Origin of the sequence: Pseudoalteromonas shioyasakiensis, assembly GCF_024518675.1 — a bacterium.
GTDB classification, from domain to species: domain Bacteria; phylum Pseudomonadota; class Gammaproteobacteria; order Enterobacterales; family Alteromonadaceae; genus Pseudoalteromonas; species Pseudoalteromonas shioyasakiensis_B.
The window spans coordinates 248,315-274,142 of sequence record NZ_JANIGL010000004.1 but is presented as its reverse complement, the minus strand read 5'-3'; the positions used below and the strand labels follow the sequence as shown (position 1 = coordinate 274,142).

Annotated in this window: 21 protein-coding genes; 6 read left to right on the top strand and 15 right to left on the bottom strand. The window is 41.3% G+C overall.

Translation table 11 applies throughout. The annotated features are described in order from the left end of the window. Positions 1 to 768 carry a flagellar motor protein PomA gene (gene pomA / locus NQT69_RS13985; protein ID WP_256828305.1) on the bottom strand — a complete coding sequence of 256 codons (768 nt, stop codon included), beginning with the start codon at positions 766 to 768 and terminating at the stop codon, positions 1 to 3. Between the two features lie 298 nt (positions 769 to 1,066). On the opposite strand from pomA, the gene NQT69_RS13980 reads away from it, so the two are divergent. The 4 genes from NQT69_RS13980 (at position 1,067) to NQT69_RS13965 (ending at position 6,523) form a co-directional block, all read left to right on the top strand. Continuing rightward, positions 1,067 to 1,309: an exodeoxyribonuclease VII small subunit gene (locus tag NQT69_RS13980; protein WP_256828304.1), complete on the top strand. Its 243-nt coding sequence runs from the start codon at positions 1,067 to 1,069 to the stop codon at positions 1,307 to 1,309. Between the two features lie 3 nt (positions 1,310 to 1,312). Beyond that, a complete protein-coding gene (gene ispA, locus NQT69_RS13975) occupies positions 1,313 to 2,200 on the top strand; it encodes a (2E,6E)-farnesyl diphosphate synthase (protein ID WP_256828303.1) in 888 nt (295 codons plus the stop codon). 104 nt (positions 2,201 to 2,304) lie between these two features. Then, positions 2,305 to 4,170: a 1-deoxy-D-xylulose-5-phosphate synthase gene (gene dxs, locus NQT69_RS13970; RefSeq protein ID WP_256828302.1), complete on the top strand. Its 1,866-nt coding sequence runs from the start codon at positions 2,305 to 2,307 to the stop codon at positions 4,168 to 4,170. 226 nt (positions 4,171 to 4,396) lie between these two features. After that, a complete protein-coding gene (locus tag NQT69_RS13965) occupies positions 4,397 to 6,523 on the top strand; it encodes a hypothetical protein (protein ID WP_372823256.1) in 2,127 nt (708 codons plus the stop codon). Between the two features lie 95 nt (positions 6,524 to 6,618). Here the strand turns inward: NQT69_RS13965 and NQT69_RS13960 are convergent, their stop codons facing one another. From NQT69_RS13960 to NQT69_RS13895, 14 genes are all read right to left on the bottom strand, one after another. Continuing rightward, positions 6,619 to 9,702, bottom strand: coding sequence for a ligand-binding sensor domain-containing diguanylate cyclase (locus NQT69_RS13960; protein ID WP_256828301.1), 3,084 nt, complete (start codon positions 9,700 to 9,702; stop codon positions 6,619 to 6,621). Between the two features lie 30 nt (positions 9,703 to 9,732). Then, entirely contained in the window at positions 9,733 to 10,218 is a 486-nt protein-coding gene (locus NQT69_RS13955; RefSeq protein ID WP_256828298.1) for a phosphatidylglycerophosphatase A family protein, read from the bottom strand. Beyond that, positions 10,215 to 11,189: a thiamine-phosphate kinase gene (gene thiL / locus NQT69_RS13950; RefSeq protein ID WP_256828297.1), complete on the bottom strand. Its 975-nt coding sequence runs from the start codon at positions 11,187 to 11,189 to the stop codon at positions 10,215 to 10,217. Before thiL ends, NQT69_RS13955 begins: the two co-directional genes overlap by 4 nt. Positions 11,190 to 11,234: 45 nt before the next feature. Then, a complete protein-coding gene (gene nusB, locus NQT69_RS13945; protein ID WP_087530958.1) occupies positions 11,235 to 11,645 on the bottom strand; it encodes a transcription antitermination factor NusB in 411 nt (136 codons plus the stop codon). 15 nt (positions 11,646 to 11,660) lie between these two features. Continuing rightward, positions 11,661 to 12,125 carry a 6,7-dimethyl-8-ribityllumazine synthase gene (ribH, locus tag NQT69_RS13940; protein WP_087530959.1) on the bottom strand — a complete coding sequence of 155 codons (465 nt, stop codon included), beginning with the start codon at positions 12,123 to 12,125 and terminating at the stop codon, positions 11,661 to 11,663. Positions 12,126 to 12,206: 81 nt separating this feature from the next. Continuing rightward, a complete protein-coding gene (gene ribBA / locus NQT69_RS13935; RefSeq protein WP_256828295.1) occupies positions 12,207 to 13,319 on the bottom strand; it encodes a bifunctional 3,4-dihydroxy-2-butanone-4-phosphate synthase/GTP cyclohydrolase II in 1,113 nt (370 codons plus the stop codon). 69 nt (positions 13,320 to 13,388) lie between these two features. After that, complete coding sequence (locus tag NQT69_RS13930; protein WP_256828294.1) at positions 13,389 to 14,042, bottom strand: riboflavin synthase; 654 nt, start codon at positions 14,040 to 14,042, stop codon at positions 13,389 to 13,391. 22 nt (positions 14,043 to 14,064) lie between these two features. Further along, complete coding sequence (gene ribD, locus NQT69_RS13925; protein WP_256828293.1) at positions 14,065 to 15,189, bottom strand: bifunctional diaminohydroxyphosphoribosylaminopyrimidine deaminase/5-amino-6-(5-phosphoribosylamino)uracil reductase RibD; 1,125 nt, start codon at positions 15,187 to 15,189, stop codon at positions 14,065 to 14,067. A 1-nt stretch (position 15,190) separates the two neighbouring features. Beyond that, positions 15,191 to 15,640, bottom strand: a complete 450-nt coding sequence (nrdR, locus tag NQT69_RS13920; RefSeq protein ID WP_054552576.1) for a transcriptional regulator NrdR — start codon at positions 15,638 to 15,640, stop codon at positions 15,191 to 15,193. Positions 15,641 to 15,733: 93 nt separating this feature from the next. Continuing rightward, positions 15,734 to 16,990, bottom strand: a complete 1,257-nt coding sequence (glyA, locus tag NQT69_RS13915) for a serine hydroxymethyltransferase (RefSeq protein WP_256828292.1) — start codon at positions 16,988 to 16,990, stop codon at positions 15,734 to 15,736. 503 nt (positions 16,991 to 17,493) lie between these two features. Continuing rightward, positions 17,494 to 18,777, bottom strand: a complete 1,284-nt coding sequence (thrC, locus tag NQT69_RS13910) for a threonine synthase (protein ID WP_256828291.1) — start codon at positions 18,775 to 18,777, stop codon at positions 17,494 to 17,496. Positions 18,778 to 18,795: 18 nt separating this feature from the next. After that, the gene (gene thrB, locus NQT69_RS13905) at positions 18,796 to 19,722 is read right to left on the bottom strand and encodes a homoserine kinase (RefSeq protein ID WP_256828287.1); all 927 of its coding nucleotides are present in this window, start codon (positions 19,720 to 19,722) and stop codon (positions 18,796 to 18,798) included. A 9-nt stretch (positions 19,723 to 19,731) separates the two neighbouring features. Further along, positions 19,732 to 22,149, bottom strand: a complete 2,418-nt coding sequence (thrA, locus tag NQT69_RS13900; protein WP_256828286.1) for a bifunctional aspartate kinase/homoserine dehydrogenase I — start codon at positions 22,147 to 22,149, stop codon at positions 19,732 to 19,734. 230 nt (positions 22,150 to 22,379) lie between these two features. After that, entirely contained in the window at positions 22,380 to 22,745 is a 366-nt protein-coding gene (locus tag NQT69_RS13895; protein ID WP_256828284.1) for a response regulator, read from the bottom strand. A gap of 251 nt (positions 22,746 to 22,996) precedes the next feature. Here NQT69_RS13895 and NQT69_RS13890 point away from each other — a divergent pair, with 251 nt between their 5' ends. Then, complete coding sequence (locus tag NQT69_RS13890; RefSeq protein ID WP_256828283.1) at positions 22,997 to 24,760, top strand: sensor histidine kinase; 1,764 nt, start codon at positions 22,997 to 22,999, stop codon at positions 24,758 to 24,760. 121 nt (positions 24,761 to 24,881) lie between these two features. Next, a complete protein-coding gene (rdgC, locus tag NQT69_RS13885; protein WP_087532393.1) occupies positions 24,882 to 25,793 on the top strand; it encodes a recombination-associated protein RdgC in 912 nt (303 codons plus the stop codon). Positions 25,794 to 25,828 lie beyond the last annotated feature (35 nt).

Here is a 25,828-nt window from a genome sequence, read left to right as displayed (position 1 = left end):
TTACTCCTCGGTATCCACATTGCGCTTAGACTCAGCGAGGTAGTTTTTCAAAATTCCCTCAATTACTTTTGGGTTTTGACCATCTTGAATACCTAATACAGCATCTAATATTAAACGCTGGTTCATTGCTTCTTCTTCTTTACGAAGCTCTAACTTTACTTGGATAGGAATAGCAATAACATTTGCTAAAAAGGCACCATATAGGGTTGTTAATAACGCAACCGCCATTGCAGGACCAATCGCTTTAGGATCATCCATATTCGATAACATAGCAACCAAACCGATTAGTGTACCTATCATGCCCATAGCGGGGGCGATGTCGGCCAACGCTTTAAATAAGCCGGCACCGGATTCATGGCGGATGGTTGTAAGCGAAATATCCTTTTGCAATGTTGCACGTACTACATCAGCATCATGCCCATCGACTAACATATCAACCCCTTTACGCATAAATGCATTGGGAATTTCAGCTTCTTCAAGAGCCAAAAACCCCCCTTTTCGAGCTGAATCCGCAAGCTCTACCGCTTTTTCAATTAACTCTTCCGGGGATTCTATTTTAAACATGAACGCTTTAGCGCACACTTTACCAATACCGAGAAATTGCCCCATAGTGTAGTTTGATAACACAATAAAAATAGAGCCACCAAATACAATGACCACCGACGGTGTGTTGTAGAACATGGACACTTCACCATTACTACTTTGCACCATCGACATCACGATTAAGCCAATTGCTCCGAGAATTCCTATAATGGTTGCTAAATCCACTTACCCCTCCAGAGGAATTATTATTTTGCTACTGCAGTAATATACTCTTCTTATTAACTGCTTATCGGCAATACATTGAATTACTTAAATCATTTCATCAAAAAAATGATGGAACGGTAATATTGCCATAACCTCATTTTAATCAAACATGCCTATCCCGCAAGCATTAAGCTGTGATTCAGCTAATTAAAGAACACTTAAGTCATAAAAACATAAAAAAAATGCATCAGTCTTTGACCTAGTTTAGCATTCCCCCTAAAATTGGCCTCACATTTGTTTCATCTAAGTTGAATCCACTATGGCGACCAAAAAACCAGAGAACCTGAGCTTCGAGCAAGCACTTGAAGAATTATCCGTAATCGTCACAGATATGGAGCAAGGTGATTTATCGCTTGAACAGTCATTAAAGCAATTTGAACGCGGTATTGCGTTGGCAAATGCATCATCAAATAAGCTACAACAGGCAGAACAAAAAGTGGCTATCTTAATGGGCAATGATCCTCAATCTACATTAAGTAACTTTAATAATGATGTGGAATAAGCAGTGCTAATAAAACAACAAATTCAATCGGCTCAACATGATGTTGAAGCGACTTTAAATTCTTACTTTGCGCAGCCCTTAGATACTGAACAAAGCATCAAAGAAGCAACTCACTACAGTGTGCTCAATGGTGGAAAACGTATTCGGCCTTTTCTGGTTTATGCAACTGGGCAAATGTTGGGGGCCAACAAAAAAGACTTAGATATTCTTGCTGCAGCCATTGAATGTGTTCATAGCTATTCATTAGTACATGATGACTTACCTGCAATGGATGATGATGACTTACGTCGGGGCAGACCCACTTGTCATATTGTCTATGGTGAAGCACAAGCAATATTAGCCGGGGATGCACTGCAAACGTTAGCATTTGATTTAATTGCAAACCATCGTTTTCAAGTAACTGCCTCGCAACAGCTAAAAATGATTGCAGCATTAAGTAAGGCTTCAGGCATTGAAGGTATGGTGGGTGGACAAGCACTGGATATAGCAGCAACTGATCAGCTGATCAACTTAGCTCAACTTGAACGTATTCATCAATTAAAAACCGGTGCATTACTAAATTGCGCAATAACCCTAGGTGCACTGTGCGCGCCAAACCCAAACGAAAATACATTAGCTCAGTTAAAAGCGTTTGGCGATGCAATTGGCTTGGCTTTTCAGGTACAAGACGATATTCTTGACGTAGAAGGTGACACTATAACCTTAGGGAAGCCGCAAGGTTCTGATGTTGCGGCAAATAAAGCAACTTACCCTGCATTGCTTGGCCTTGACGGTGCAAAACAAAAAGCACACCAATTATTAGATAATGCACTTTATGCCTTATCAAAAATTGACGCTGATACTAAACAACTTGAAAGTTTAGCCAAGTACATAGTGGAACGTGACTATTAAAAACAGCTCAATACCCAACAACTGACGACACACAAAATAACTAAAAAATCAGAGTTATAATACGCTATAATAACCTCTGGTTTGCGAAGGATGTATTAAATATCATGACACTTGATAGTAGCAAGTATCCATTATTAGGTTTGGTTGACGAGCCAGCCCAACTGCGTGATTTAGCGCAACATAAACTACCTGTACTTAGCGACGAATTGCGTAATTATTTACTTAATTCAGTGTCGCAAAGTAGTGGACATTTAGCCTCAGGCTTAGGCACAGTTGAGCTTACTGTTGCTCTGCATTATGTATATAACACACCTGAAGATCGCATTGTATGGGATGTGGGTCACCAAGCATACCCGCACAAAATACTGACCGGTCGTCGTGACCAAATGCATACTATTCGCCAAAAAGATGGCTTACATCCTTTTCCTTATCGCGATGAAAGTGCATACGATACCTTTAGCGTTGGCCATTCAAGTACATCTATTTCCGCAGCGCTTGGCATGTCAATTGCGGCGCAAAAAGAAGGCAAAGGTCGTAAAACAGTTGCTGTAATTGGTGATGGTGCGATTACTGCGGGTATGGCTTTTGAAGCGATGAATCACCTCGGTGATGTAAAGTCTGACATGCTGATTATTTTAAACGACAATGAAATGTCTATTTCTGAAAATGTCGGTGCCTTAACGAATCACTTTGCGCGCATTTTATCTGGCTCCTTTTACACAAATATCCGTGAAGGCAGTAAAAAACTACTCTCTGGTGTCCCACCGGTAAAAGAGTTAGCGAGCCGAATGGAAGAGCATCTAAAAGGCATGGTGATCCCCGGTACTTTCTTTGAAGAGCTAGGCCTAAATTACATAGGGCCAATTGACGGTCATGATGTCAACATGCTGGTTGATACATTACGTAATATGCGTAATTTAAAAGGGCCACAGTTACTGCATATAAAAACCCAAAAAGGCAAAGGATATAAACCTGCTGAAGCCGATCCGATTGGCTATCACGGTGTACCAAAGTTTGATCCTGCGATTTCAAGCTTACCAAAATCGAAGCCAGGGGCTGCAACCTTCTCAAAAGTGTTTGGTGATTGGCTATGCGATATGGCAAGCCAAGATAGCAAGCTAATGGCAATTACTCCAGCAATGCGTGAAGGCTCTGGTATGGTACGCTTTTCTAAAGAGTATCCTGAGCAATATTTTGATGTCGCTATTGCCGAACAACATGCTGTTACACTTGCTGCAGGTTTTGCATGTGAAGGCTTAAAGCCCGTTGTCGCAATTTATTCTAGTTTCTTACAACGCGCATATGATCAACTTATTCATGATGTTGCATTGCAAAATTTACCGGTGTTGTTCGCAATAGACCGTGCAGGCATAGTAGGTGCTGATGGCGAAACTCATCAAGGAGCCTATGATTTAAGCTTTATGCGTTGTATTCCAAATATGATCATCATGGCGCCAAGCGATACTAATGAATGCCGACAAATGCTTTATACCGGCTATCAATGCAATCAGCCAGTAGCAGTGCGCTATCCTCGAGGTAGTGCCGGTAATAGCGAAGTCAACGAGCAAATGACCGCAATTGAAATCGGTAAAGGCCGAGTTGTTAAACAAGGCCGTAATATTGCTATTTTATCTTTTGGCACCTTACTAGAAAACGCTGATATGGCTTGCGATAAATTAGGCGCTAGCTTAGTTGATATGCGCTTTGTAAAACCATTAGACACTAGCTTAATTGATGCCCTACTTGCTGATCACGACACGATTGTTACACTTGAAGACAATGCTATTGTTGGTGGTGCAGGTTCTGCGGTTAATGAGTATTTAGCTGCAGTGAAAGCAAAGGTAAGCATTTTAAATCTAGGTATTCCAGATGAATTCATCAAGCATGGTACGCAAGAGCAAATGCATGATGAAATGGGTTTAGGTGCTCAGGGTATCCTCGACAGCATACAAAAATTTGTTACTGACTAGGGTCTGTTTACCTTTCAAGGTTAAATAAAAAAGGAGCAAATGCTCCTTTTTTTTATTTAAAATCATAACACTAAAAATAAAATCCGATTATTTTCTTTTATTTGCATCCAATTATATTCCTTAAACGTTTACTCACTGAGGTTAACTCGTGAGCAAAGTTTAAGCTGTTTTAAGTAAAACTCTTTGTATGTTCACATTTGATGGAATATTTAAGAAGGTACAAACTATGAAAACGTTCAACTCAGGCAAAATTTCTCAATCTATTCAGTCTCGTTCAATGACAAGCAAAATGTGCTTATCTGCGCTTAGTCTAGCAATTTTAATAGGTTTAACTGGTTGTGATGGCGATGATGGCAATGCCGGTCCTGCTGGCATGCAGGGTGAAATGGGCGCCCCAGGTGATAATGGTACAGATGGTGCTGATGGCACACCTGGCTTTAATGCCGCAACATTTATTTTAGCGAATAACGGCACTGACAATGCGGGTACCATAGATCTAATTGATCAAAATGCAGCAAAGTTAAAAACATTCAACAGTGGTGCAAATGAAGGTGTTACTGTTGATAAATTAGGCAATTTAATTCAAGCAAGTGACTCAGGCAATGGGGCTATCAGTACTATTTGCCAAGTGCTAAGCCGTACTGACGGTGGCATGTTTAATACTGATCGTGACCGTACAATTACTGGCACTAATACCACCTTGGTAAATCCTAAAGGTATTCATGTATCAAATAAACGCGGGCTTATATTTGCAGCAGACTTTAATGCAATGCAGATCACTGTTTTTGGTGCAGCTGCGGCAGGTGATGCAGCCCCTTTGGCAAGCACAGTAACCGATGCAAAGCCATGGGATGTGACATATGACGATAACAACGACCGCTTATATGTAGCACTAACAAATGGTGATGTGGCTGTATATGACAGTTATGTAGATGGCGGTTTTATGGCAATGCCAACCCGTACAATTACACCAAGTAATGATGCGGGTGAAAAGATCTCAGTCAATATTCATGGTATCGCGTATGATGCCAAAACCAATAAATTAGTACTTTCAGATGTAGGTAGTGCCAGTGATGCAACTGATGGTGCCTTATTTGTGATCAATAATGCATCACTTGCAGATGGTAATACCAGCGTTGCCCGCAGTATCTCAGGCCCAGCAAGTATGCTCGGTAACCCCGTTGATATTAGCTTAACTGGCACTGATTTACGCGTTGCTGAAAAATCAAACGATGCGGTACTGGTCTTTAGTAATATCTTTTCAGGTGCCAGCGGTGATATAAGTCCCAACAGTGTGACTGCGACTATTAAACCAGAATCTATAACCGAAACTGTAATGCATAGTAATATGGCAGATGTATCAGACAGCTATATGTCAAATATGCCACTGATGGGTGTTGCCGTCAGTAGCAACCCGAGTACTACAGGGCCTACGACAGGACAAATTTCTCGCCTAAATGCACCACTTACAAGTGAACATGGCAATTATAACGCTAGCCAAACTATTGAAAGTGTGACCTTTGATAAAGCAGGTAATAGCTATACGACATTTGATAACAGCACCACTTCTACTGGTGGGATAGTGATATCTAATAAAGTTGCTATGCATCGTGATGGTGAGGTTTTTTCACTAAGCCAAGATTCGATCATCAGTGGAAGTAACACTGGCCTTATCTCGCCTAAAGGCTTGGATGTAGCATCAGACAGCGGCTTAGTTTTTGTTGCCGAAAATAATGCAACAACGCCAGGAGTTTTGGTGTTTTCAAGCTGTACAACTGGGGACTCTTCACCACTAATTACGCTTACACCAAGTAATAGTGCTCGCCCTTGGGATGTTGATTACGATGTTGCGACTGATAGAGCATTTGTTGCATTAACCAATGGTACAATTGCCGTTTTTGATGAAGTAAAAAGTAAATTGATGGCTGGTATGAGTACAATTACAGGTGAAGACCGCCTTATCACCCCAGCAACTGGCGGCGCTGCATTTCCTGCACCAAGCAACATCCATGGTATCGATTATGACTCACTTAGTGATTCGCTAATCGTCTCAGATGTGGGCAGTGCGGCAGACGCAACTGATGGTAAATTGTACGTGCTAAGTAATGCAGGAATGAGCTCTGGCTTGAATAATGTCAGTGTCAATATTGCAGGCCCTTTGAGTATGCTTGGTAACCCTGTCGATATAATGTATACAGGTAATCACCTCTATGTCGCCGAGAAGTCAAATGGATTAGTAATGCGTTTTGACAATATATTAAATAGCCCAAGCGGTGATATTGCGCCAAGCTTAAGCTATTCATTTACTGCGCCAGAATCAGTCTCTATTTTACCAACATGGCTTAACCATTAACCATCGACGTCAGTTTCCTGTCGTTAGTTGGCCTCCCAATGCCTTAACGTTATACGTTAGGGCATTTTCTAATTACTGGCCATAACAGCAAAAAATTAACGCATCCACACTTTTATATCAGCTAAGCCATTAGCCTGTAATACACTAAGTTGCTGTTCAACATTATTGGTTTGCTCAAATTCAAACGCATCTAATTGCTCATCAAAGGTAATATTGGCAACGCCATCACCGCCACGCTTTTTAACCTGATGCAAAGCCATATCCGCTAAATTAACAGATGTTTCCCAGCCAATGACTTGTCCACCTAACAAAGGCAGTGGGTAGAATGAAAAGCCAATTGAGGCTGTTAAGTTAATGCTTTCGCCATTTGGTAGCTTAAATGCATGTTCAGCAATGCCCTTGCAAAGCTCTGAAACATACTTATCTATCGCACTGCGTTTAAAGTCACGTAGTAGCAATAAAAATTCATCACCACTCCAACGTGCCACATAGTCAGACCCTTGCGTACGTGAATTTAATAATGCCGCCATTTGCTGCAAGCAACTATCACCACCTATTGGTCCGTAGGCATCATTAATTCGGCTAAAGTTATCAAAATTAATAATAACTAACACCAGTGATTTACCTTGGGCCTGCAGAGACTGAGAGTTACGTTGGAAGTGTTCAATATCTTTTGGTAATTGATCAAACAAAAAACGACGGCTTCTAAGCCCTGTCAGTTCATCAGAATGACTCACTAACTTAAGCTGTGAGTTAACCTGATTTAACTTATCATTGGCTTGGCGCAGCTCACCGGTACGCTCAGTGACTAAGCTTTCAAGCACGGCTTGTTTGCGTCGCTCTTGTTTTCTGAAAACCCAAAACACTAAATACAATAGCAATACAAAGCTACTGGTGATCAATAATCGAAAATAAATGGTTTCATCAAACCGTCTTGGTACAACAAACGAATACTCCGTACGTTGTGCTTTTTGCCAACCTTCCCCTTGACGTTTAGCTTCAAGTTGAAATAAAAAGGCGCCGGGTGGTAAGTTGGTATAAATAGCCTCCCGCCGCGTGTTGGCATAACGCCAATCGCTATCTAAACCACTTAGGCGATAGCGGAACTCAATACTTGTTGGCGCATAATAATCAATCGCAGTGTATTTAAGCGTTACATCACGCTCATCAGTATCAAGCATAGGATTTCGCCCCAACGCCGCAGTTGCCAATTTGCGTTGGTTAGTGGTCATACTTTCCACTTTAGGTTGCAGCGCTTTAATACCAAATAGCTCAATATCTTTGGGGATTTCAACCACCCCTTGCAAACTTGGGTACCACATGGAGTTACCTTGTTCGGCAACTGCATCATGGCCAAGTCCAGTACAGCACTGGCTTGCCTTACCATCTAATTGACGATCAAACGAAGAAATCACTTGCTCTACTTTTAAGCTTTCAATATCAGCACTGAACTGCTCAACAGGCATTCGGTAAACGCCTTTCATTGTGCTTACCCAGATTCGTTTTAATTTTTCATCATAACGTAAACTAAAAATAGAGCCGTAAGGTAAACCATCAGTCGCATCAAGTTGACGCCATTGGCCTGTGGTACTGCGATAAAATAAACCATCGTTTAATGAGCCAATTAAAATTCCCACGCCATCAATATGCAAAATACTGGTTACATAAGCACTTTCTAATGAGGTTTGGTCGCCTATTTTTTCAATACCACGATCGGTAAAATAATAAGCGCCTTTACTGGTACCAATTAAACCAAAATTAGCTTTATCAACAACATAAGTAATAAACTTACTGCCTAAAAAAGCATTATAGGCAAAAGGAGTGATGCCACCATAACTAAGGCGATACATGCCGCGCCCTGTTCCGACCCACAATCCCCCTTTACTTGAGTCGCTAATAGCAAAGACCGGATTATCCCTTAATGAACGACCTGGGACAGAGAATAAACTATTGTTTTCATAGAAAAACAGTCCTCGCCCTGTGGCTATATAAAGTCGTCCACCATCAAAATGTAGATCATGTACGGCGGCTCTACCGTATTGATTACTCGGAATTTGATTTATAAAGTTTTTATCTAAATCGAAATAACCCACACCACTTCGATTAGCGACCCAAAGTCGTCCGTCTGGTGCTTGCGTGATAGCCATAACCGCTTCGGTCATTTGCGATATAGCAGAATGACGCTCTATTCGGCCTTCATGAGCAAGCCACAAGCCTTCGCTAAAACTGGCCAGCCAAATATTATTGTCATTATCACGGTATAAATCTGCAAACCAAATACTTTGATCTAACTGACTAGGCTCCACCCATTGCCACTCACCTGAGTTATCTCGAAACAATAAGCGGCCATAAGTTGAAATCCACAAAGCCCCATCAGAGTCACTCATAAACTTGTAAACAGCGGAGCTATTAGCATTTGGTAAAGGAAAAGGTCTTAGTTCATCATCCAAATCAAGAAAATAAGCACCGAGCTCGGAAGCTAAATAGAGGTTACCTTCAAGCCAAGCTAAATCATGGATAATGGTTTGCGCCACACGTTCGGGTAATGAGACTTTCGCGGTAAGCTCCAAACGTAGTTTGGCAAAATCAGATGAGGAATTTGTTAAACGCAGTAACTGTCGCTCATTAACCAACCAAATGCCTTCAGGAGAAAGTGCTAACTGGCTTACCGATCCTGCAATTTGATTGACGGCAATCGCATTAACACTTGCTACAGCTAGGTTGTTACTAGTTAAATTAATTTGGTTGCGCGGTACAAAATACAAACCATTGGCAGCAATCCAAATACCGCCACGGGAGTCTTCTAGTACATCACGAACAGGCCCTTTAACAACAAACTCTTGCGCAGCCATTGTTTCAGGGTCTAGAACAACAACACCACTTTTAGTTCCTACCCATAAATTACCATCACTATCAATCAGTAGCTTATTGATACCATTACTCGGTAAAAACGGGCTATTTACGGTATTGTAGTTAGTGAATGTATTACCATCAAAACGGCTTAAGCCAAACTGCGTTCCCAACCACATGTAGCCTTGCTCATCTTGTACAACACTTTTGAGAGACTGCGAAGGTAAACCATTTTGAATATTCCATTGCTTTACAACATAATCAGTAATTGACGCACTACTTGGTAGACTGCATAGCAGTAAAACTACAACCAAAAAATATCGCATCATAACGTCAATACCCCGCTGCAAAAACTAAGGTTAAAAGGGTAAGTAACCCACTTTAAAAAGAGCCTGAACACAAATTAATGAAAAAATACCCGCTAAAATATCATCAGCCATAATACCTACGCCGCCATGCATTTTTTTATCTAGAATGCGAATTGGCCCAGGTTTAGCAATATCAAAAAAGCGGAACAATAAAAAGCCCACCAGTAAAGACTGCCAGCTAAGCGCTGCCCCTACCATAGTAATATAAAAACCGGCGACTTCATCCCAAACAATAGCGGGATGATCATGAACGCCTAAATCGTCAGCCGTTTTGCCACAAGCCCAAATACCGAACACACTGATCACTATAGCAAAAACCACCTGTAACCAAAGTGGATAGTGCATGGTCATAAAAATAAACGGCAGGGCTGCAAAAGTACCAAAGGTTCCAGGTGCTTTAGGAGCCAAGCCTAAACCAAAGCCCAAACCAAAAAATTGATGTGGGCGCTTTAAATTAAATTTTGCTGGGTTACTCAAACCGGCTCCTTGGAGAAGTGTTCAAAGCCTGTTTCTTGATATTCAAGCTTTTCACCATCAAGCATCAGCTCGATGTGCCCTTCACCACTTTTAATTTGGCCAATACAGCTTGCTTCAACTCCATATTGGCGCAGTTTTAATTCCAACATACTTTTATTATCATCAGGAACGGTGAACAAGAGTTCATAGTCGTCACCATAATTTAAAATAAAAGGCAGTTGCTGTGTTTTATTTAGCGTATCACGCATTGCATCTGAGGTTGGCACTTTATCAACGTTGATCTGCGCACTCACCTGCGACATTGCTAAAATATGCCCTAAATCAGCCATGAGGCCATCTGAAATATCAATTGCGGCAGAAGCGGCACCTCTTAGCACTTGACCGGCAGCAACACGTGGAGTTGGGTAGTCAAATCGTTGGTTAATATAGCGAAGGTGTTCAGGTGCGACTGTTATACCTTGCTTACGCGCTTCAATGGCAAGCCCTGCATCACCTAATGGCCCCGTCACGTATATCCAATCACCCACTTTTGCACCACTGCGTCTTAATGCAGTTCCATGCGGTATTGTGCCTTTAGCGCAAATAGTAATTGATAATGGACCTTGCGTTGTATCACCACCGATTATTTGCACATTAAAATACTCGGCAATCTCATGCATGCCTTCAGTGAATTCTTCAAGCCATTCAACATCAATAGTAGGGAGCGTTAAAGCCACTGACACCCAAGTGGGCTCTGCCCCCATGGCCGCCAAGTCACTTAAATTAACCGCAAGCACACGATGACCTAAAGCACGAGGAGAAATATCAGCAAAAAAGTGTACGCCAGCCACTAAAGTATCTGTCGTGACCGCCAACTGGCAGTTTTCTGGTACGGTTACTAAAGCACAATCATCGCCAATTCCAAGGTTCACATCACGACGAGTAATACCACGGCCTTTAAAATAGCGATTTATTAATTCAAATTCCTTCATACACAAAAAAGCCGGCCTATGCCGGCTCTCCTTCTTGCAGTTAAATCACTTACGTAATTGTTTAACTGCTTTATCTAATACACCATTGACAAATTTATGGCTGTCTTCTGCGCCAAAAATTTTAGCAAGCTCAATACCTTCATTGATGGCTACTTTGTATGGTACATCTTCGCGGAATTTTAGCTCATAAGCGCTTAGACGTAAGATCGCCTTTTCAACCATATCTAACTCATCAAATGGACGAGTAAGATGTGGAGAAACAGCTTCGTCAAGTTGCGTTTTATTTACAGCAACGCCACGAGCGAGGTCTTTAAAATATTCAACGTCGATTTTAGTCACGTCGTTTTCGATCAACATTTGTTGTTCGATATCGGCAATTGCATTGCCACTTAGTTGCCAAGAATAAACGGCTTGAAGTGCTAAGATACGTGCTTTACGTCTTGCTGCTGGTTTCACAAAAATTCCTTAAACTTAAATTTTATCTAACACATTAACCATTTCAAGCGCACCTAAAGCAGCTTCGCCACCTTTGTTGCCCATCTTGGTGCCAGCGCGTTCAATCGCTTGCTCAATGCTTTCTGTGGTTAATACGCCAAATGCAACCGGGATATCATACTCAAGCGACACTTGCGCTAAGCCTTTGTTTGATTCGCCAGCAACGAGGTCAAAGTGTGGTGTACCACCTCTGATCACAACGCCTAAAGCGATGATTGCATCATACTCTTTTTTTGCTGCAACGCGTTTCGCTGCTAAAGGTAACTCAACCGCACCCGGTACATAAACTACAGTGATATCATCTTCAGATACACCACCAGTACGCTTTAATTCATCAACAGCGCCTGCTAATAGGCTGCTACCAATAAAGTCATTGAAGCGTGAAATGACAATGGCAAATTTCTTGCCCGGTGCGTATTTATTACCTTCGATAATTTTCATTCGATAACCCTAAAAATAAGTTCAAGCGATTGCGCAAAAATTGCAGCGCATCATAGCATAAAAATAAAAAAATAGCCTAGCTTATTGCGGCTCTACATAGTCAACAACTTCAAGATGGAAACCAGAAAGCGCATGGTACTTTTTCGGTCTGCTCATTAAACGCATTTGTTTAATACCCAAGTCAGCCAATATTTGTGATCCCACGCCAACAGTCCGCGATGTACCTTGGAATTTACGATGGCTAACACTCTCGCCCACATCTTCTGCGGCAAATGCTTTTACTGTCGCTTCTAATTCTTCTGTGCACTCTTGTTTACCAAGAATTACCAATGCACCTTGGTGCTTTGCAATATAAGCCATGGCTTCTGATAAACCCCAGCTTCGGTCGGCACTGCGATCTGATAACAAAATATCATTAAAGGTACTTTGTAAGTGAACACGTACTAGCGTTGGCTCATCAGCTTTAATTTCACCATTTAATAAAGCGTAATGGAGTTGACCATCAATGGTGTCTTTATACGTTACTAGATCAAACTCACCATGTTGAGTCGGTAGCTTACATTTAGCAACTTGCTCAATTGTGGTTTCGTTGATGTTACGGTATTCAATTAAATCAGCGATAGTACCAATTTTAATGTTATGTTCTTTCGCGAATATCTCTAAATCTGGACGACGCGCCATAGTGCCATCTGCATTGAGTATTTCAACGATTACCGACGACGGTTCAAGGCCCGCTAGGCGCGCTAAATCACAACCTGCTTCTGTATGACCTGCACGCGTTAGTACACCACCTGGTTGAGCCATAATAGGGAAAATATGCCCAGGTTGTACAATATCTGTTGGTACTGCGCCTTTTGCAATGGCAGCTTGTACTGTACGCGCCCGATCAGCGGCAGAGATACCTGTCGTCACGCCTTTAGATGCTTCAATCGACATAGTGAAATTAGTAGAAAATGCAGCACCATTATTTTTAACCATTAATGGTAAATCAAGCTGCTCACAGCGCTCTTGTGTCATCGTTAGACAGATAAGGCCGCGGCCATGGGTCGCCATAAAGTTAATGGCTTCAGCACTAATATACTCAGCAGCAATAATTAAATCGCCTTCATTTTCTCTGTCTTCGTCATCCATTAAAATAACCATTTTACCGGCTTTAATGTCATCAATAATTTCTTGTGCGCTGTGTAAATTCATAATCTACTCATAATTAAGTTGTGGAGTCTATTTAGCCAAACCAATTCGTATCTTGAGTTGGTTTGGTTATTACTTCATAAAACCGGCTTGAGCTAATAAGCTCATTGAAATATCTGAACCTGCAGGCTGTTCTGCACCTTTGATCAAACGCTCTAAATAACGGGCTATTTGATCAACTTCTAAGTTTACTTGTGTGCCTACTTTAAAATCAGCAATCGTTGTTTGTTCTGCTGTATGGGGAACGATAGTAAGCTTAAATTTATTCCCCTCAACAGCGTTAACCGTTAAGCTAATACCGTCAACACACACCGAGCCCTTATAAGGTATATACTTCATTAGCTCAGCATCTGTTGTAAGCCAATACTCTGTTGCACGTGCATTCGCTGTGATGCCGGTAATTGTAGCAATACCGTCAACATGCCCTGAAACTAAATGGCCGCCTAAGCGAGATACAGGCTGCATGGCTTTTTCAAGGTTTACTTTTTGTCCCTGTTGATAATGCGCAAATCCCGTTAGGCTGATTGTTTCATTAGATAAATCAGCACAAAAGCCATCCTGATGTTTTTCAACTACGGTTAAACACACGCCATTGGTGGCAATGCTATCGCCGAGTTTAACATCCGACATATCTAAGTCATTGCTTTGAATTCGAATAGCTAAATCGCCTTGGGTTTTTCGCAAATTGCTAATGACCCCAGTTGCTTCAATAATACCAGTAAACATAATGGTTACTCTCAATAATAAGTTAAGACGATTTCGTTGTCGCAATGTCGGCGATAATACGGATATCTTCGCCCACACATGCACATTCTTTGATAGCGAGGTTAACAGTATCTTGCATACTAGTCAGAGTTGCAAAATTTAGTAAACTTTTCGCGTCATTTCCTAGCAATTTAGGCGCAAGATAGATTACAAACTCATCAATTAAATTTTGTTCAGTCATGGCACCGGCAAGGGTTGCACCTGCTTCTAACCAAATAGAGTTTATTTGTTGTTGTGCTAATAGTTTTAGTGCTGCTAATAAATCTACTTTTTGTTCTTTTTCAGGCACTACAATGTGCTTAACGTAATGCGGCCATTGTTTAGATTTATCAAGCTTTGTGGTAAGGATTATTATTTCACCTTCAATGCTAAAAAGCGCTAAGTCAGGGGTTAACCTGTTTTGTGAATCAACAATAACGCGAATAGGTTGACGCAGTGGAAGCGTTGTTGGTAGTTTTTGCGGTAATTCATTTTGACGTACGTTTAATTTTGCATCATCAACTAGTACGGTGTCAGCGCCAGTTAAAATTGCGCAACTTTGTGCACGGAATAACTGCACATCTTGGCGCGCTTTAGTAGAGGTTATCCATTTACTTTGGCCATTTTGCAATGCTGTTTTACCATCAAGGCTCGCCGCCATTTTGCACGTTACAAATGGCAGTTCCCGCTCCATACGCTTTAGAAAGCCACGATTTAATAACCGGGCTTGTGGTTCAAGTAAACCCGATGCGACCTCAATGCCTGCATCAGCTAAAATGGCTAATCCCTTCCCTGCTACTTGCGGATTAGGATCGACCATTGCGGCGATCACTTTACGCACTCCAGCGTTTTTTAAACCTTCGGCACACGGCGGCGTTCGACCAAAATGGCTACATGGTTCAAGCGTAACGTAGGCGATAGCCCCTTTTGCCTGCTCCCCTGCCATTGCTAAAGCATTGACTTCAGCATGGCCTTGCCCTGCTAATTGATGAAAACCTTCACCAACAATCTCGCCATCTTTAACTAATACACAGCCAACGTTAGGATTGGGGGTTGTCGTAAAACGGCCACGCTTTGCCAGTTCAATAGCACGGCTCATATAAAAGTGGTCTTGCTCTGTGAATTGCATACTAATCGCCTAAACGCGCTATTTCTTCACCAAACTCGCGAATATCTTCGAACGAGCGATATACTGAAGCAAAACGGACATAAGCAACTTTATCGAGTTTTTTTAATGACTCCATAATGCATTCACCAATTAAGTGACTCGAAATTTCACGCTCTCCGGTTGCACGCAATTGAGATTTAATAATATTAACAACCTCATCTACTTGCTCAGTACTAACAGGGCGCTTTTCTAGCGCGCGATGTAAACCGTTAAGCAGCTTGTCTTCGTTAAATGGTTCGCGGCTGCCATCTTGCTTTATTACTCTTGGCATCACCAATTCAGCCCCCTCAAAAGTGGTAAAGCGCTCATGGCATTCGTTGCATTCACGGCGACGGCGAACTTGGTGACCACCGCCAACTAAACGTGAATCTATCACTTTGGTATCTTTTGCGGTGCAAAATGGACAATGCATAGGTGTCTGTTTCCGAATCAAAAACTAAAAAGGCCGCGTTAGGGCGGCCTTTATAATAGCAAAAAACATCGCTATTGTGATCTAAATTACCAATTAAGCGTAAACTGGTAACTTTTTACAGATTGCTTTAACTTGCTCTTTAACTTGTGCTTGTACAGACTCATCATTAATGTTGTCTAGTACATCACAAATCCAACCTGCAAGCTCTTTTGATTCAGCTTCTTTAAAACCACGACGAGTGATTGCAGGTGAACCAATACGAAGACCTGATGTAACAAACGGTGAACGAGGGTCGTTTGGTACCGAGTTCTTGTTTACAGTGATGTTAGCATTACCAAGGGCTGCGTCTGCATCTTTACCTGTGATGTCTTTGTCGATTAAATCAAGTAAGAACAAGTGGTTTTCAGTTTTGTCTGAAACGATTTTGTAGCCACGTTCTTGCATTACTGCAACCATTGCTTGAGCATTTTTAACAACTTGGGTTTGGTATTCTTTAAATTCAGGTTGAAGTGCTTCTTTAAATGCCACTGCTTTTGCTGCAATGATGTGACATAAAGGACCACCTTGTCCACCTGGGAATACTGCACTGTTAAGCTTTTTATAGATAGCTTCATCGCCACATGCAGAAATGATCAAACCACCACGTGGGCCTGCTAACGTTTTATGCGTCGTTGTAGTGACAACGTGGGCATGAGGAACTGGGCTTGGGTAAACACCCGCCGCAATTAAACCTGCAACGTGAGCCATATCTACAAATAAATATGCACCGACTTTATCCGCGATCTCACGGAATTTAGCCCAATCAACAATACCTGAATATGCAGAGAAACCACCGATGATCATTTTTGGTTTATGCTCAAGCGCTAGCGCTTCAACTTGTGCATAATCAATTTCACCCGTCGCTTCATCAAGACCGTATTGGATGGCATTGTAAAGTTTACCTGAGAAGCTTACATGTGAACCATGTGTTAAGTGACCGCCATGCGCTAAGCTCATGCCTAGTACTGTATCACCTGCTTCTAAAAGCGCTAAAAACACAGCTGCGTTTGCTTGCGAACCAGCATGAGGCTGTACGTTTGCGTAATCAGAACCAAACAATTCATTTGCACGGTCAATAGCTAGTTGCTCAACCACATCAACATGTTCACAACCACCGTAGTAACGCTTGCCCGGGTAGCCTTCTGCATATTTATTTGTAAGCTGTGAACCCTGCGCTTCTAATACGCGTGGGCTACAATAGTTTTCAGATGCAATTAACTCAATGTGCTCTTCTTGACGTGCAGTTTCTTTATTGATTGCTGCAAATAACTCTGGATCAAAATCCGAAATATTCATGCTACGTTCTAACATGGGGGCTCCTAGGGCAACGTGTATGGTATTTTTTTGAAGGCTGAATTATACGCTGAAAACGTCAATTTGCCTATGCTCTTATGTTGAACATATTTAAACAGGGATTGAAATTAATTCACAGTGTTTTTGTAATGATATTTTTTTATAGAAACATAAAAATTACTAATAAACAAAACTAGCAGACATTTATAATTTAAATGTGTTAATTAATTGCCTTAGAACCTTTCTGGTGCAAACAAAAATGCAGTTAAAGTCAGAGTAATAGTAAAATTATTATGCGCGCTAAACCTATATAAGATTCCACCCTCTATTTAAACTTTTTATTTGGATTGCAATACTTATTGTTACCCCTATTGGCAGTTTTTATGTTTGTTATAGTGCGAATATCTGACGATTTTACTACCGTGTGTATCAACAGATGTCCCAACTCTATTCTACAAATAAACAAAAACGGCATCACTTTGCAGTCGATGCCGCTTTCTCTTTAGCTTAAAAAAGCTTAATTAACCCAGCTTTGCTAAGATGATCTCTCTAAGTGCGTCATAGTCGTTATCAATATCTTGTGCTAAACAAGGCTTTGCAAGTGCGTCTGCAAGCGGTTTTGGCATATCAAGTTCAATAGCTAAAATCTCTTCAACACTTTCTTTAAATTTAGCTGGGTGTGCAGTTGCTAAGAATATACCTGCGCTGCCTGGGGCTAAATCAGCTTTTAGGCCTTGGTAGGCAATAGCCGTGTGTGGTTCAGCAACGTACCCTGTTTGTTGGATTTTTTTCATAACAGCTTGGGTGTCGTTTTCATCCACACTGGTTGAGTAAAAATTATCATAACTAAACCAGTTATTATCTAGCATGGTTTGCACGCGAGGCCAATTATTAGGCTTACTCACATCCATTGCGTTTGACAGTGACTCGATTGTAGCATTAGGAGCCCAGTTTTTATCGGCAATAAAACGCGGTACAGTATCATTTTGATTGGTTGTGGCACTGAGCTTAGCAACTGGCAAGCCAATTACGGCACCGATCATCGCGGCGCACACATTACCAAAATTACCACTTGGTACAGAAACATGTGCAGTAGCACGTTTTTCTTTTGGTAGCTGTGCGATGGCTTCAAAGTAATAACATACTTGTGCAACTAAACGGCTAATATTGATTGAGTTAGCTGAGTTCAAGCCTAGGCGGGTTTTTACTTCATCATCTAAAAAGGCATTTTTTACCATGCTTTGGCAATCATCAAAGCTGCCCTCTACTGCATAGCAATGAATGTTATTGCCAAGGGTAGTGAATAGCTTTTGTTGAGCCAGTGATATTTTGCCTTTAGGGTATAAAATGACTACGTCGATATTTGGCTTATTATAGAAAGCATGTGCCACAGCAGCACCAGTATCACCTGATGTTGCCGTTAAAATAGTGGTTTTTTCACCTTGGCTGAACTGCGCTAAACACTCCGCCATAAAACGCCCACCAAAGTCTTTAAACGCAAGGGTTGGCCCATGAAACAGCTCTAGACAATATACATTTTCTTCTACTTGGACTAATTTAACCGGGAAGTTAAATGCATTTTGTACCATTTGCGCAACGGTATCTGCTGGGAGTTCATCGCCAATCAGGTGCGATAAAATCGCCGAACTACGGCTAACAAAATCCATATCAAGCAAGGCATCAATATCTGCCATTGGTGCTAGTGATTCAGGAAAAAACACCCCTTGATTACGGCCAAGGCCTGTTTTAACCGCTTCAACAAATGATACTTTTTGAGAATCATCTTTTAAATTATGTAATTGCATTCTTAGTTCCTTAAATTCTTATAACTGACGCGTGCCGGCATTATCCAACTTACAGATATGGCAAAAGCCTTGTTCGTTTATATAATTGCTTTGTAGCCATTGCTCGCACTGCTTTGCCGCTTCAAGCGTTTTACACACAGTAAATAACGTAGGTCCTGCTCCTGAAATACTCACAATTTCAGCGCCTAGTTCAGGTAGCGCTGCTTTCGCTTCGCTAAACCCAGAGATGAGCGGTGCACGGTGTGGCTCTGCTATTTCATCACTCATAATTGATAAAGCATCATCAAAACGGTTCGTGAGCAGTAGCGTGCTAAACGCCGATAAGCGCTGGGCAAACTCTACACTCGCATGCATGCTTAACTGCGTAGGTAACACCGAACGTGCCTTGGCTGTATTGAGTGAAAAACCCGGAAAAGCCGCCACGTAATACCAGCTCTCATCCACTGGTAACGCCAGTGATTTGTCTGGGATTAAATCGCCCGTTAGCTGCAAGCCACCTAAGTAGCATGGGGTAATGTTGTCATAGTGACGGCCCCCACTGACAATGGCCTCAAAATCAGCCATTAATTCTATAAGCTGAACTTGACTAAGCTTTGTATCGGCAAACTTATCAAGCGCTGCAAATGTGGCAACCACTGAGCAAGCACTTGATCCTAGCCCTGAGCCTATTGGTAAGTTCTTTTTAAGTTCAAGCTTAACCGTCGGCATATTGGGTGCTACATGTTCACGAAAATGCACCAAACATTGATATGCTAAATTTTCACTGGCGTCACTGGGGAGCTTATGGGCATAGTCACCAGAGCAGATAAACTCATCAACCGGTGCTGAGCTAACAGCGACAACATCACCTAATAAAGTGCCATCAATCGGCGCAAGCGCTGCACCTAAGGCATCGAACCCTACCGCAAAGTTACCTATAGAAGCTGGCGCGTATACTTCAATCATAGCCCTCTCCTAACGAGACAATGTTTTTAAGATATCTGCGAATACACCGGCGGCTGTTACAGCAGAGCCCGCCCCATATCCACGAATAACAAATGGACGTGGCTGGTAGTACTCACTCAAAATTGCTAATGCATTTTCACCATCACGAATAACACTCAGTGCATGGCTAGAATCAACAGCTTCAATACCTACTTTACAGTGACCTTGTTTGATAGTACCAACATAACGTAGCACTTTGCCTTCACTCGCTGCACTTTGAATACGGTCGTTAAAAGCGGCATCTAAACTAGGCAGTTTTGCCATAAAGTCATCAACACTGTCACCTTGCGCAAATCCTTCAGGTAGTACTGACTCAACTTCAATGTCGCTGAGCTCTAATTTTAATCCTGCTTCGCGGGCGATAATTAATAGCTTACGGGCAACATCAGTGCCTGATAAGTCATCACGAGGGTCTGGCTCAGTAAATCCATTTTCTTTTGCTTTAACTGTTGCTGCTGATAGTGATAAACCATCTTCTAACGCACCAAACATGTACGACAGTGAACCTGATAAAATACCGCTAAACTCAAGTAGTTCATCACCAGCGCCAAATAGCGACTGTAGGTTATCTATAACCGGAAGGCCCGCACCTACGTTTGTTTCATATAAAAATTTGCGGTTATTTTTTTGCGTCGCGCGAATCAGATCTTGGTAATACGTATACGAGCTGGTTGTGGCTTTTTTATTGGCTGCCACGACATGGAAACCGGCATTTAAAAAGTCGACATACTGCGCAGCTAAAGCATCTGACGATGTACAGTCTACCAACACTGGGTTGATTAAATGATTTTGCTTTACAAATTGCTCAACCAGTTTTAAGTCAAACGCTTGCTCTGATGCTGCGAGCTTTTGCTGCCAATCAGCAAATTGCACCCCTTCACTATCAAGGTGTAGCTGACGAGAATTAGCTACGCCATACAAATTAAGTTTAATATTACGTTTTTCAAGCCATGCTTGTTGGCGCTCAAGCTGCTGAATTAGCTCTTGGCCGACTAAGCCACAACCCAGTAAGAAAACATCAATTGATGGAATATGAGTAAAGAAGTTTTCATGGCACACTTTTACAGCATCGTTACACAATTCACCATCGATAACCGCTGAGATAGCACTTTCTGTCGAGTCTTGTGCAATCGCCACAATGTTTACCTGTGCTTGTGCTAAAGAGGCAAAAAACTTAGCCGCTAAGCCTTTATGGGCGCGCATATTGTCACCAACGAGTGTGACAATCGCTAAATTACGCTGCACTTGTACTGGCTCAATTAAGCCCGCTTGCGACTCTAGTTCAAAGGCTGTTTGTAAGGCTTCAAGTGCAAGGGCTAAATCTGATTCATGAACACAGAAGCTAATACTAAATTCACACGAGGATTGCGTGATGAGCACAATAGACACGTTATCATGAGCAAGGGCATTAAATACCTTTGATGCCATACCTACTTTACCTTTCATGCCTGGGCCCGAAACCGTTAACATGGCAAGTTCTTGTAAGCTAGACAGCGCTTTTACAGGTTCATCTGACGAATAATCATTACCAATCAATGAGCCTTGTGCATCTGGGTTGTGCGTATTTTTAATTTCACATGGCACGCCCGCTTTAGCGCACGGTAAAATTGTTTTCGGGTGAAGCACTTTAGCACCAAAGTAAGATAGCTCCATCGCTTCTTTATAAGATAAGAAATCGACCTTAGTCGCCTTTTTAATATAGCGAGGATCGGCATTATATACGCCATCTACATCAGTCCAGATTTGGCACACATCGGCTTCTAAACACGCTGCAGCAATCGCTGCTGAATAATCAGAGCCATTACGGCCAAGCGTTGTTAGCTCACCTTGTTCATTACTTGCGGTAAAACCAGGCATGATGTAAATACTTGCAGGGCTTTCTTTTAATGCAGCTTGAAAACGAACCTTACTTGCAGCTAAATCAGCTTCAGCATCAATATGACCACCTGTAGAAGCGATGCAAGCTGTGGCTTCTAAATAACGTGCATTGTGTGAACTTAGCAAACACTGCATTAATGACACGCTAACACGCTCACCAAAACTAATAACATACGCACGTACTTCATCAGGGCAACACTTAATAAGTTTAACGCCTGCAAGCTTATTACTTAATTCATTAAGGTCAGGCCAGTTTCCTACCAGACCGGCCTCGGCTTCTACCGCACTTTTTAAGCTTTCACAACGTTGTGTTAAAGCTTGCCATTGGTCGCTGTAATCAAGTCCTTGTTCTGCGCTGCTCGCCAGCGCAACAAGAGAGTCAGTCATACCACCTGGCGCTGACAATACCAATAACATTTCATCTTTTAGTTGCGCTTTAACTAACTGAGCTACCTGTTGTAAACACGCAAAGTCGGCAAGTGATGACCCACCAAATTTTAATACTCGCATTTTTTATGTTTCCTCATCCCATAAAACGAAAAAAGGCCTGTGTTCTTAGTGAACACAGGCCTTTAAATTTGTTGCACCGACCTATGCCACTATCCAGTAAGAATGGTGGTTGTAATAATAATGGTCAGTACTTGATTATTTGTTTTCATAGCCTTAAGACTGCCTGAAAGGTGGCTATTATGTCAACCCTAAATTAAAAGATAAATTATGCTGTTTGGTTATATAGCAATCTAATGGATGCCAAATTTATGCAGTATTTCGTTTAACTTTGACTTATCTATTGGCTTATTAATAAAGTCTATTGCCCCTAACTTTGCCACACGCTGTTTCATCTGTGCCTGAATATCAGCAGAAATAACTAACACAAAACATTCTATTTTTTGCATTTTGATTGCTTCTAGCACTTGCACACCATCGACTTCAGGCATCGTTAAATCAAGACAAACCAAGTCAAAACAATGTTCTTGTAGCAGCATTAAAGCTTCTTTGCCGTTCTTTGCTTGCATAATATCTGCTTCAATACATTCATTTAAACAGCGAACAACTTGCTTACGTGCTACAGTTGAGTCATCACATACTAATATTGAAAAATTCATACCATTAACAACTTGATTAAGAATAAAAAAGTTAATGAGCGAGTTTTCTACTCATTTTTATTTACTAAAGGACTGTGATTTTATAACACAAATAATCAAGCTAGATAAGCTTAAGTTTTTGCTAAAAAAGAATATTTGCTATATTTGTTAACGAAAAAATGATTCTTTTATTTATTTTTAGACGTTTATTAGCTAACTTTAGTAGCAAGCATAACTTAATGTAATTGCCACCAAGGAGCTATGGACAATCCATGCTACAAAAAAGCCTCTCTAAAAAGCTATTGACCAGCGTATTATCAGTCTACTTTTTACTTACATTTGTAGTCACTTGCGGCCAAGTTATTGCAGAATACGTGAACACGAAAGATTACATTCGTGACGAGCTTACAACACTACAAAAAACCTTTAGCCGTAGTTTGACCCGTGCTATATGGGAACTTAACACCAAGCAAACAATCACTACAGCTGAAGGCCTACTCGCAATCCCAATGATTGAAGGCATCATAGTACGTGATGATAGCGGCGAGATTATCTCCCAATTGGGTCGTTCGCTTGATATTCGCGAGTTATACAGCCAGCAACTTGTACAAGAAGAAGCAATAATAGAAGACACACCATCAGGTTTATTTGGTTATACCTTTCCACTTATTTTTGAATTTTCAGGACGCGCAACCCAAGTCGGTGACGTGACTCTTTTTTCCAGCCGAGAAGTGGTATTTAGCCGCATAATGATCTCAATTTACTTTTTAATTGGTAATGCGATGATCAAAACCACGTTTTTAATAATTTTGTTTTTAATGGCGTTTAGAAAATTATTAACTGAGCCACTTGACCAATTAACAGAGCAAATTGAAGATCTAGAGCTTAACGATCTAGAAGGCCAACATATAAATATAGAAACGACTGAACATAACGAATTAAAAGTAATGGAGCAGTCTTTTAACAAGCTTATTGATAAAGTTGTGCAATACCGTAAAGAGCTCGAACACACTCAAAAAGAACTATTGATTAGTAACGAAAAACTCGATCAGCACAACCTGCAATTAGAACAAGAAGTCGCACGTAAAACCTCCAATCTTAGCCAAGCTATGATGGACTTACAACAGCAGAAATATGAGCTTGAAAAACAAAAGCTAACGCTCACTGAAGAAGTTGATTTACGCCGTCATACCGAGCAAGAGCTGTTGACCAAACAAAAAGAAATGCAACGTTACGTAGATGAATTAAATATAGCGCAAGAGCGCTTGGTCGGCTCTGAGAAAATGGCCGCTTTAGGCGGGTTAGTGGCAGGTATTACCCATGATATTAACACCCCCGTTGGTATTGGGGTTACCGCAACGTCATTTTTACAAGAGCGCTTAATGCAAATAGAAGCGGCCTATAAAGATAAAACGTTGTCGCCTAAGGCGCTGGAAGAGTTTATCAATGATGCAAAACAAAGCACCAGCTTACTGACAAGCAATTTAGATAGAGCGTCAGAGCTGGTTGCTAGCTTTAAACAAATTGCGGTGGACCAAGCCAGTGAAGCAGTAAGAACCATTAACTTTAAAGAGTACCTTGGAGAAGTTATTCGGTCGTTGCATCCAAAAATTAAAAATACCAGCCATCATATTAATTTAGACTGCCCTGAAGATCTTACATTAAACCTACCCGCTGGTGCGATCAGTCAAATATTTACTAATTTGATTATGAACTCACTCATTCACGGCTTTGACGGTGTCAGTAATGGCGTGATTGATATTCTGATTAAAGATGATGACAACCATGTCATTATCGACTTTAAAGATAATGGCAATGGCGTGAGCGAGCAACAGCTCGAAAAATTATTTGACCCATTTTTTACCACTAAACGCGATCAAGGTGGCAGTGGTTTAGGCACTCATATTACCTTTAACTTAGTAAAACAAACCTTAAGCGGCGAGATTGAAGTTTCGAGCTCGCCTGGTAACGGCTTGCACTACCATATTAGTTTCCCTAAAGACATGCCAAAGCCACTTTCCATCTTCAATAATTAACCGCATTTTAAGTTTAGGTTAATGCTTAGCTTAATTGCTGAGCATTAACCAAATCAGCCATTTCAGCATGCGGTTTTTATTGCTATGATTGAGCAAATTTACCAAATGGATCAATTCCCCTATGTGGTTTAGTAACCTGATTTGTTACCGCTTTAAACAAGATGTTTCATATACCCAAGAAGACTTCGATAACGCGCTAGAACAAGATGTATTTCGCCCTTGTGGTAGCCAAGATTTAAGCACCTTTGGCTGGACCAAAGCCTTTGGTAAACATGGCGAGTCATTGTCTCATTTTTCACAAAAAAGCATTTTAGTGTGCGCAAAGCGCGAAGAAAAAGTGCTGCCAGCAGCTGTTGTAAACGAAATGGTTGCAGAGAAAATAGAGCAGATAGAAGCTGAAGAAAACCGCCCTGTTAAGAAAAAAGAAAAAGACGAGCTTAAAGAAAATATTCTTCACACCTTGTTACCGCAAGCCTTTAAAAAATCGAGCTTACAATTTGCATTTATCGACCAAGAAAACGGTTGGGTAGTTGTAAACAGTGGTAGCTTCAATAAAGCTGAAGAGTTATTAGCGCTATTACGTAAATCACTGGGCACTTTGCCGGTTGTTCCTGCGTTTGCCAATTATGATTTAGACGTGTTTTTAACTGATTGGCTCACTAACTTTAGCACCCCAGAAGGATTTGCAATTGGCTCAGATGCAGAACTTGAAGAAGCTGATGACAGCGGCGCTCAAGTTAAGCTTAAAGGCCATGATTTAGCATGTGATGAGGTGAAATCTCACCTTGAAAGCGGAAAGCGTGTTACCAAGCTTGCCCTTGACTGGCAAGAGCGTCTTAAGTTTATGCTACAAAATGACGGTTCAATTAAACGTCTAAGCTATTCAGATACACTTAAAGAAGAAAATGCAGATATTCCAAAAGAAGACATGATAATAAAGCTCGACGCTGACTTTATACTTGCTTCAGAAGAAATTAAGCAAATGCTTGAAGAGCTAACATCAGGCTTAGGTGATGCTGACGATTTAGCTTAACCGTTAAAAAGCAAAAAAGCGCCATGTTTTGGCGC

What these genes read in the sequence shown, in the direction of transcription:
- ribBA (WP_256828295.1), bottom strand. Translation starts at nt 13,319, where the DNA reads ATGAATTTACACAGCGCACAAGAAATTATTGATGACATTAAAGCCGGT.
- glyA (WP_256828292.1), bottom strand. Translation starts at nt 16,990, where the DNA reads ATGTTAGAACGTAGCATGAATATTTCGGATTTTGATCCAGAGTTATTT.
- NQT69_RS13965 (WP_372823256.1), top strand. Translation starts at nt 4,397, where the DNA reads ATGAAAACGTTCAACTCAGGCAAAATTTCTCAATCTATTCAGTCTCGT.
- NQT69_RS13930 (WP_256828294.1), bottom strand. Translation starts at nt 14,042, where the DNA reads ATGTTTACTGGTATTATTGAAGCAACTGGGGTCATTAGCAATTTGCGA.
- thrB (WP_256828287.1), bottom strand. Translation starts at nt 19,722, where the DNA reads ATGATTGAAGTATACGCGCCAGCTTCTATAGGTAACTTTGCGGTAGGG.
- thrA (WP_256828286.1), bottom strand. Translation starts at nt 22,149, where the DNA reads ATGCGAGTATTAAAATTTGGTGGGTCATCACTTGCCGACTTTGCGTGT.
- NQT69_RS13980 (WP_256828304.1), top strand. Translation starts at nt 1,067, where the DNA reads ATGGCGACCAAAAAACCAGAGAACCTGAGCTTCGAGCAAGCACTTGAA.
- ribH (WP_087530959.1), bottom strand. Translation starts at nt 12,125, where the DNA reads ATGAAAATTATCGAAGGTAATAAATACGCACCGGGCAAGAAATTTGCC.
- thrC (WP_256828291.1), bottom strand. Translation starts at nt 18,777, where the DNA reads ATGCAATTACATAATTTAAAAGATGATTCTCAAAAAGTATCATTTGTT.
- ribD (WP_256828293.1), bottom strand. Translation starts at nt 15,189, where the DNA reads ATGCAATTCACAGAGCAAGACCACTTTTATATGAGCCGTGCTATTGAA.
- NQT69_RS13960 (WP_256828301.1), bottom strand. Translation starts at nt 9,702, where the DNA reads ATGATGCGATATTTTTTGGTTGTAGTTTTACTGCTATGCAGTCTACCA.
- dxs (WP_256828302.1), top strand. Translation starts at nt 2,305, where the DNA reads ATGACACTTGATAGTAGCAAGTATCCATTATTAGGTTTGGTTGACGAG.
- nrdR (WP_054552576.1), bottom strand. Translation starts at nt 15,640, where the DNA reads ATGCATTGTCCATTTTGCACCGCAAAAGATACCAAAGTGATAGATTCA.
- NQT69_RS13895 (WP_256828284.1), bottom strand. Translation starts at nt 22,745, where the DNA reads ATGAATTTTTCAATATTAGTATGTGATGACTCAACTGTAGCACGTAAG.
- thiL (WP_256828297.1), bottom strand. Translation starts at nt 11,189, where the DNA reads ATGAAGGAATTTGAATTAATAAATCGCTATTTTAAAGGCCGTGGTATT.
- NQT69_RS13890 (WP_256828283.1), top strand. Translation starts at nt 22,997, where the DNA reads ATGCTACAAAAAAGCCTCTCTAAAAAGCTATTGACCAGCGTATTATCA.
- rdgC (WP_087532393.1), top strand. Translation starts at nt 24,882, where the DNA reads ATGTGGTTTAGTAACCTGATTTGTTACCGCTTTAAACAAGATGTTTCA.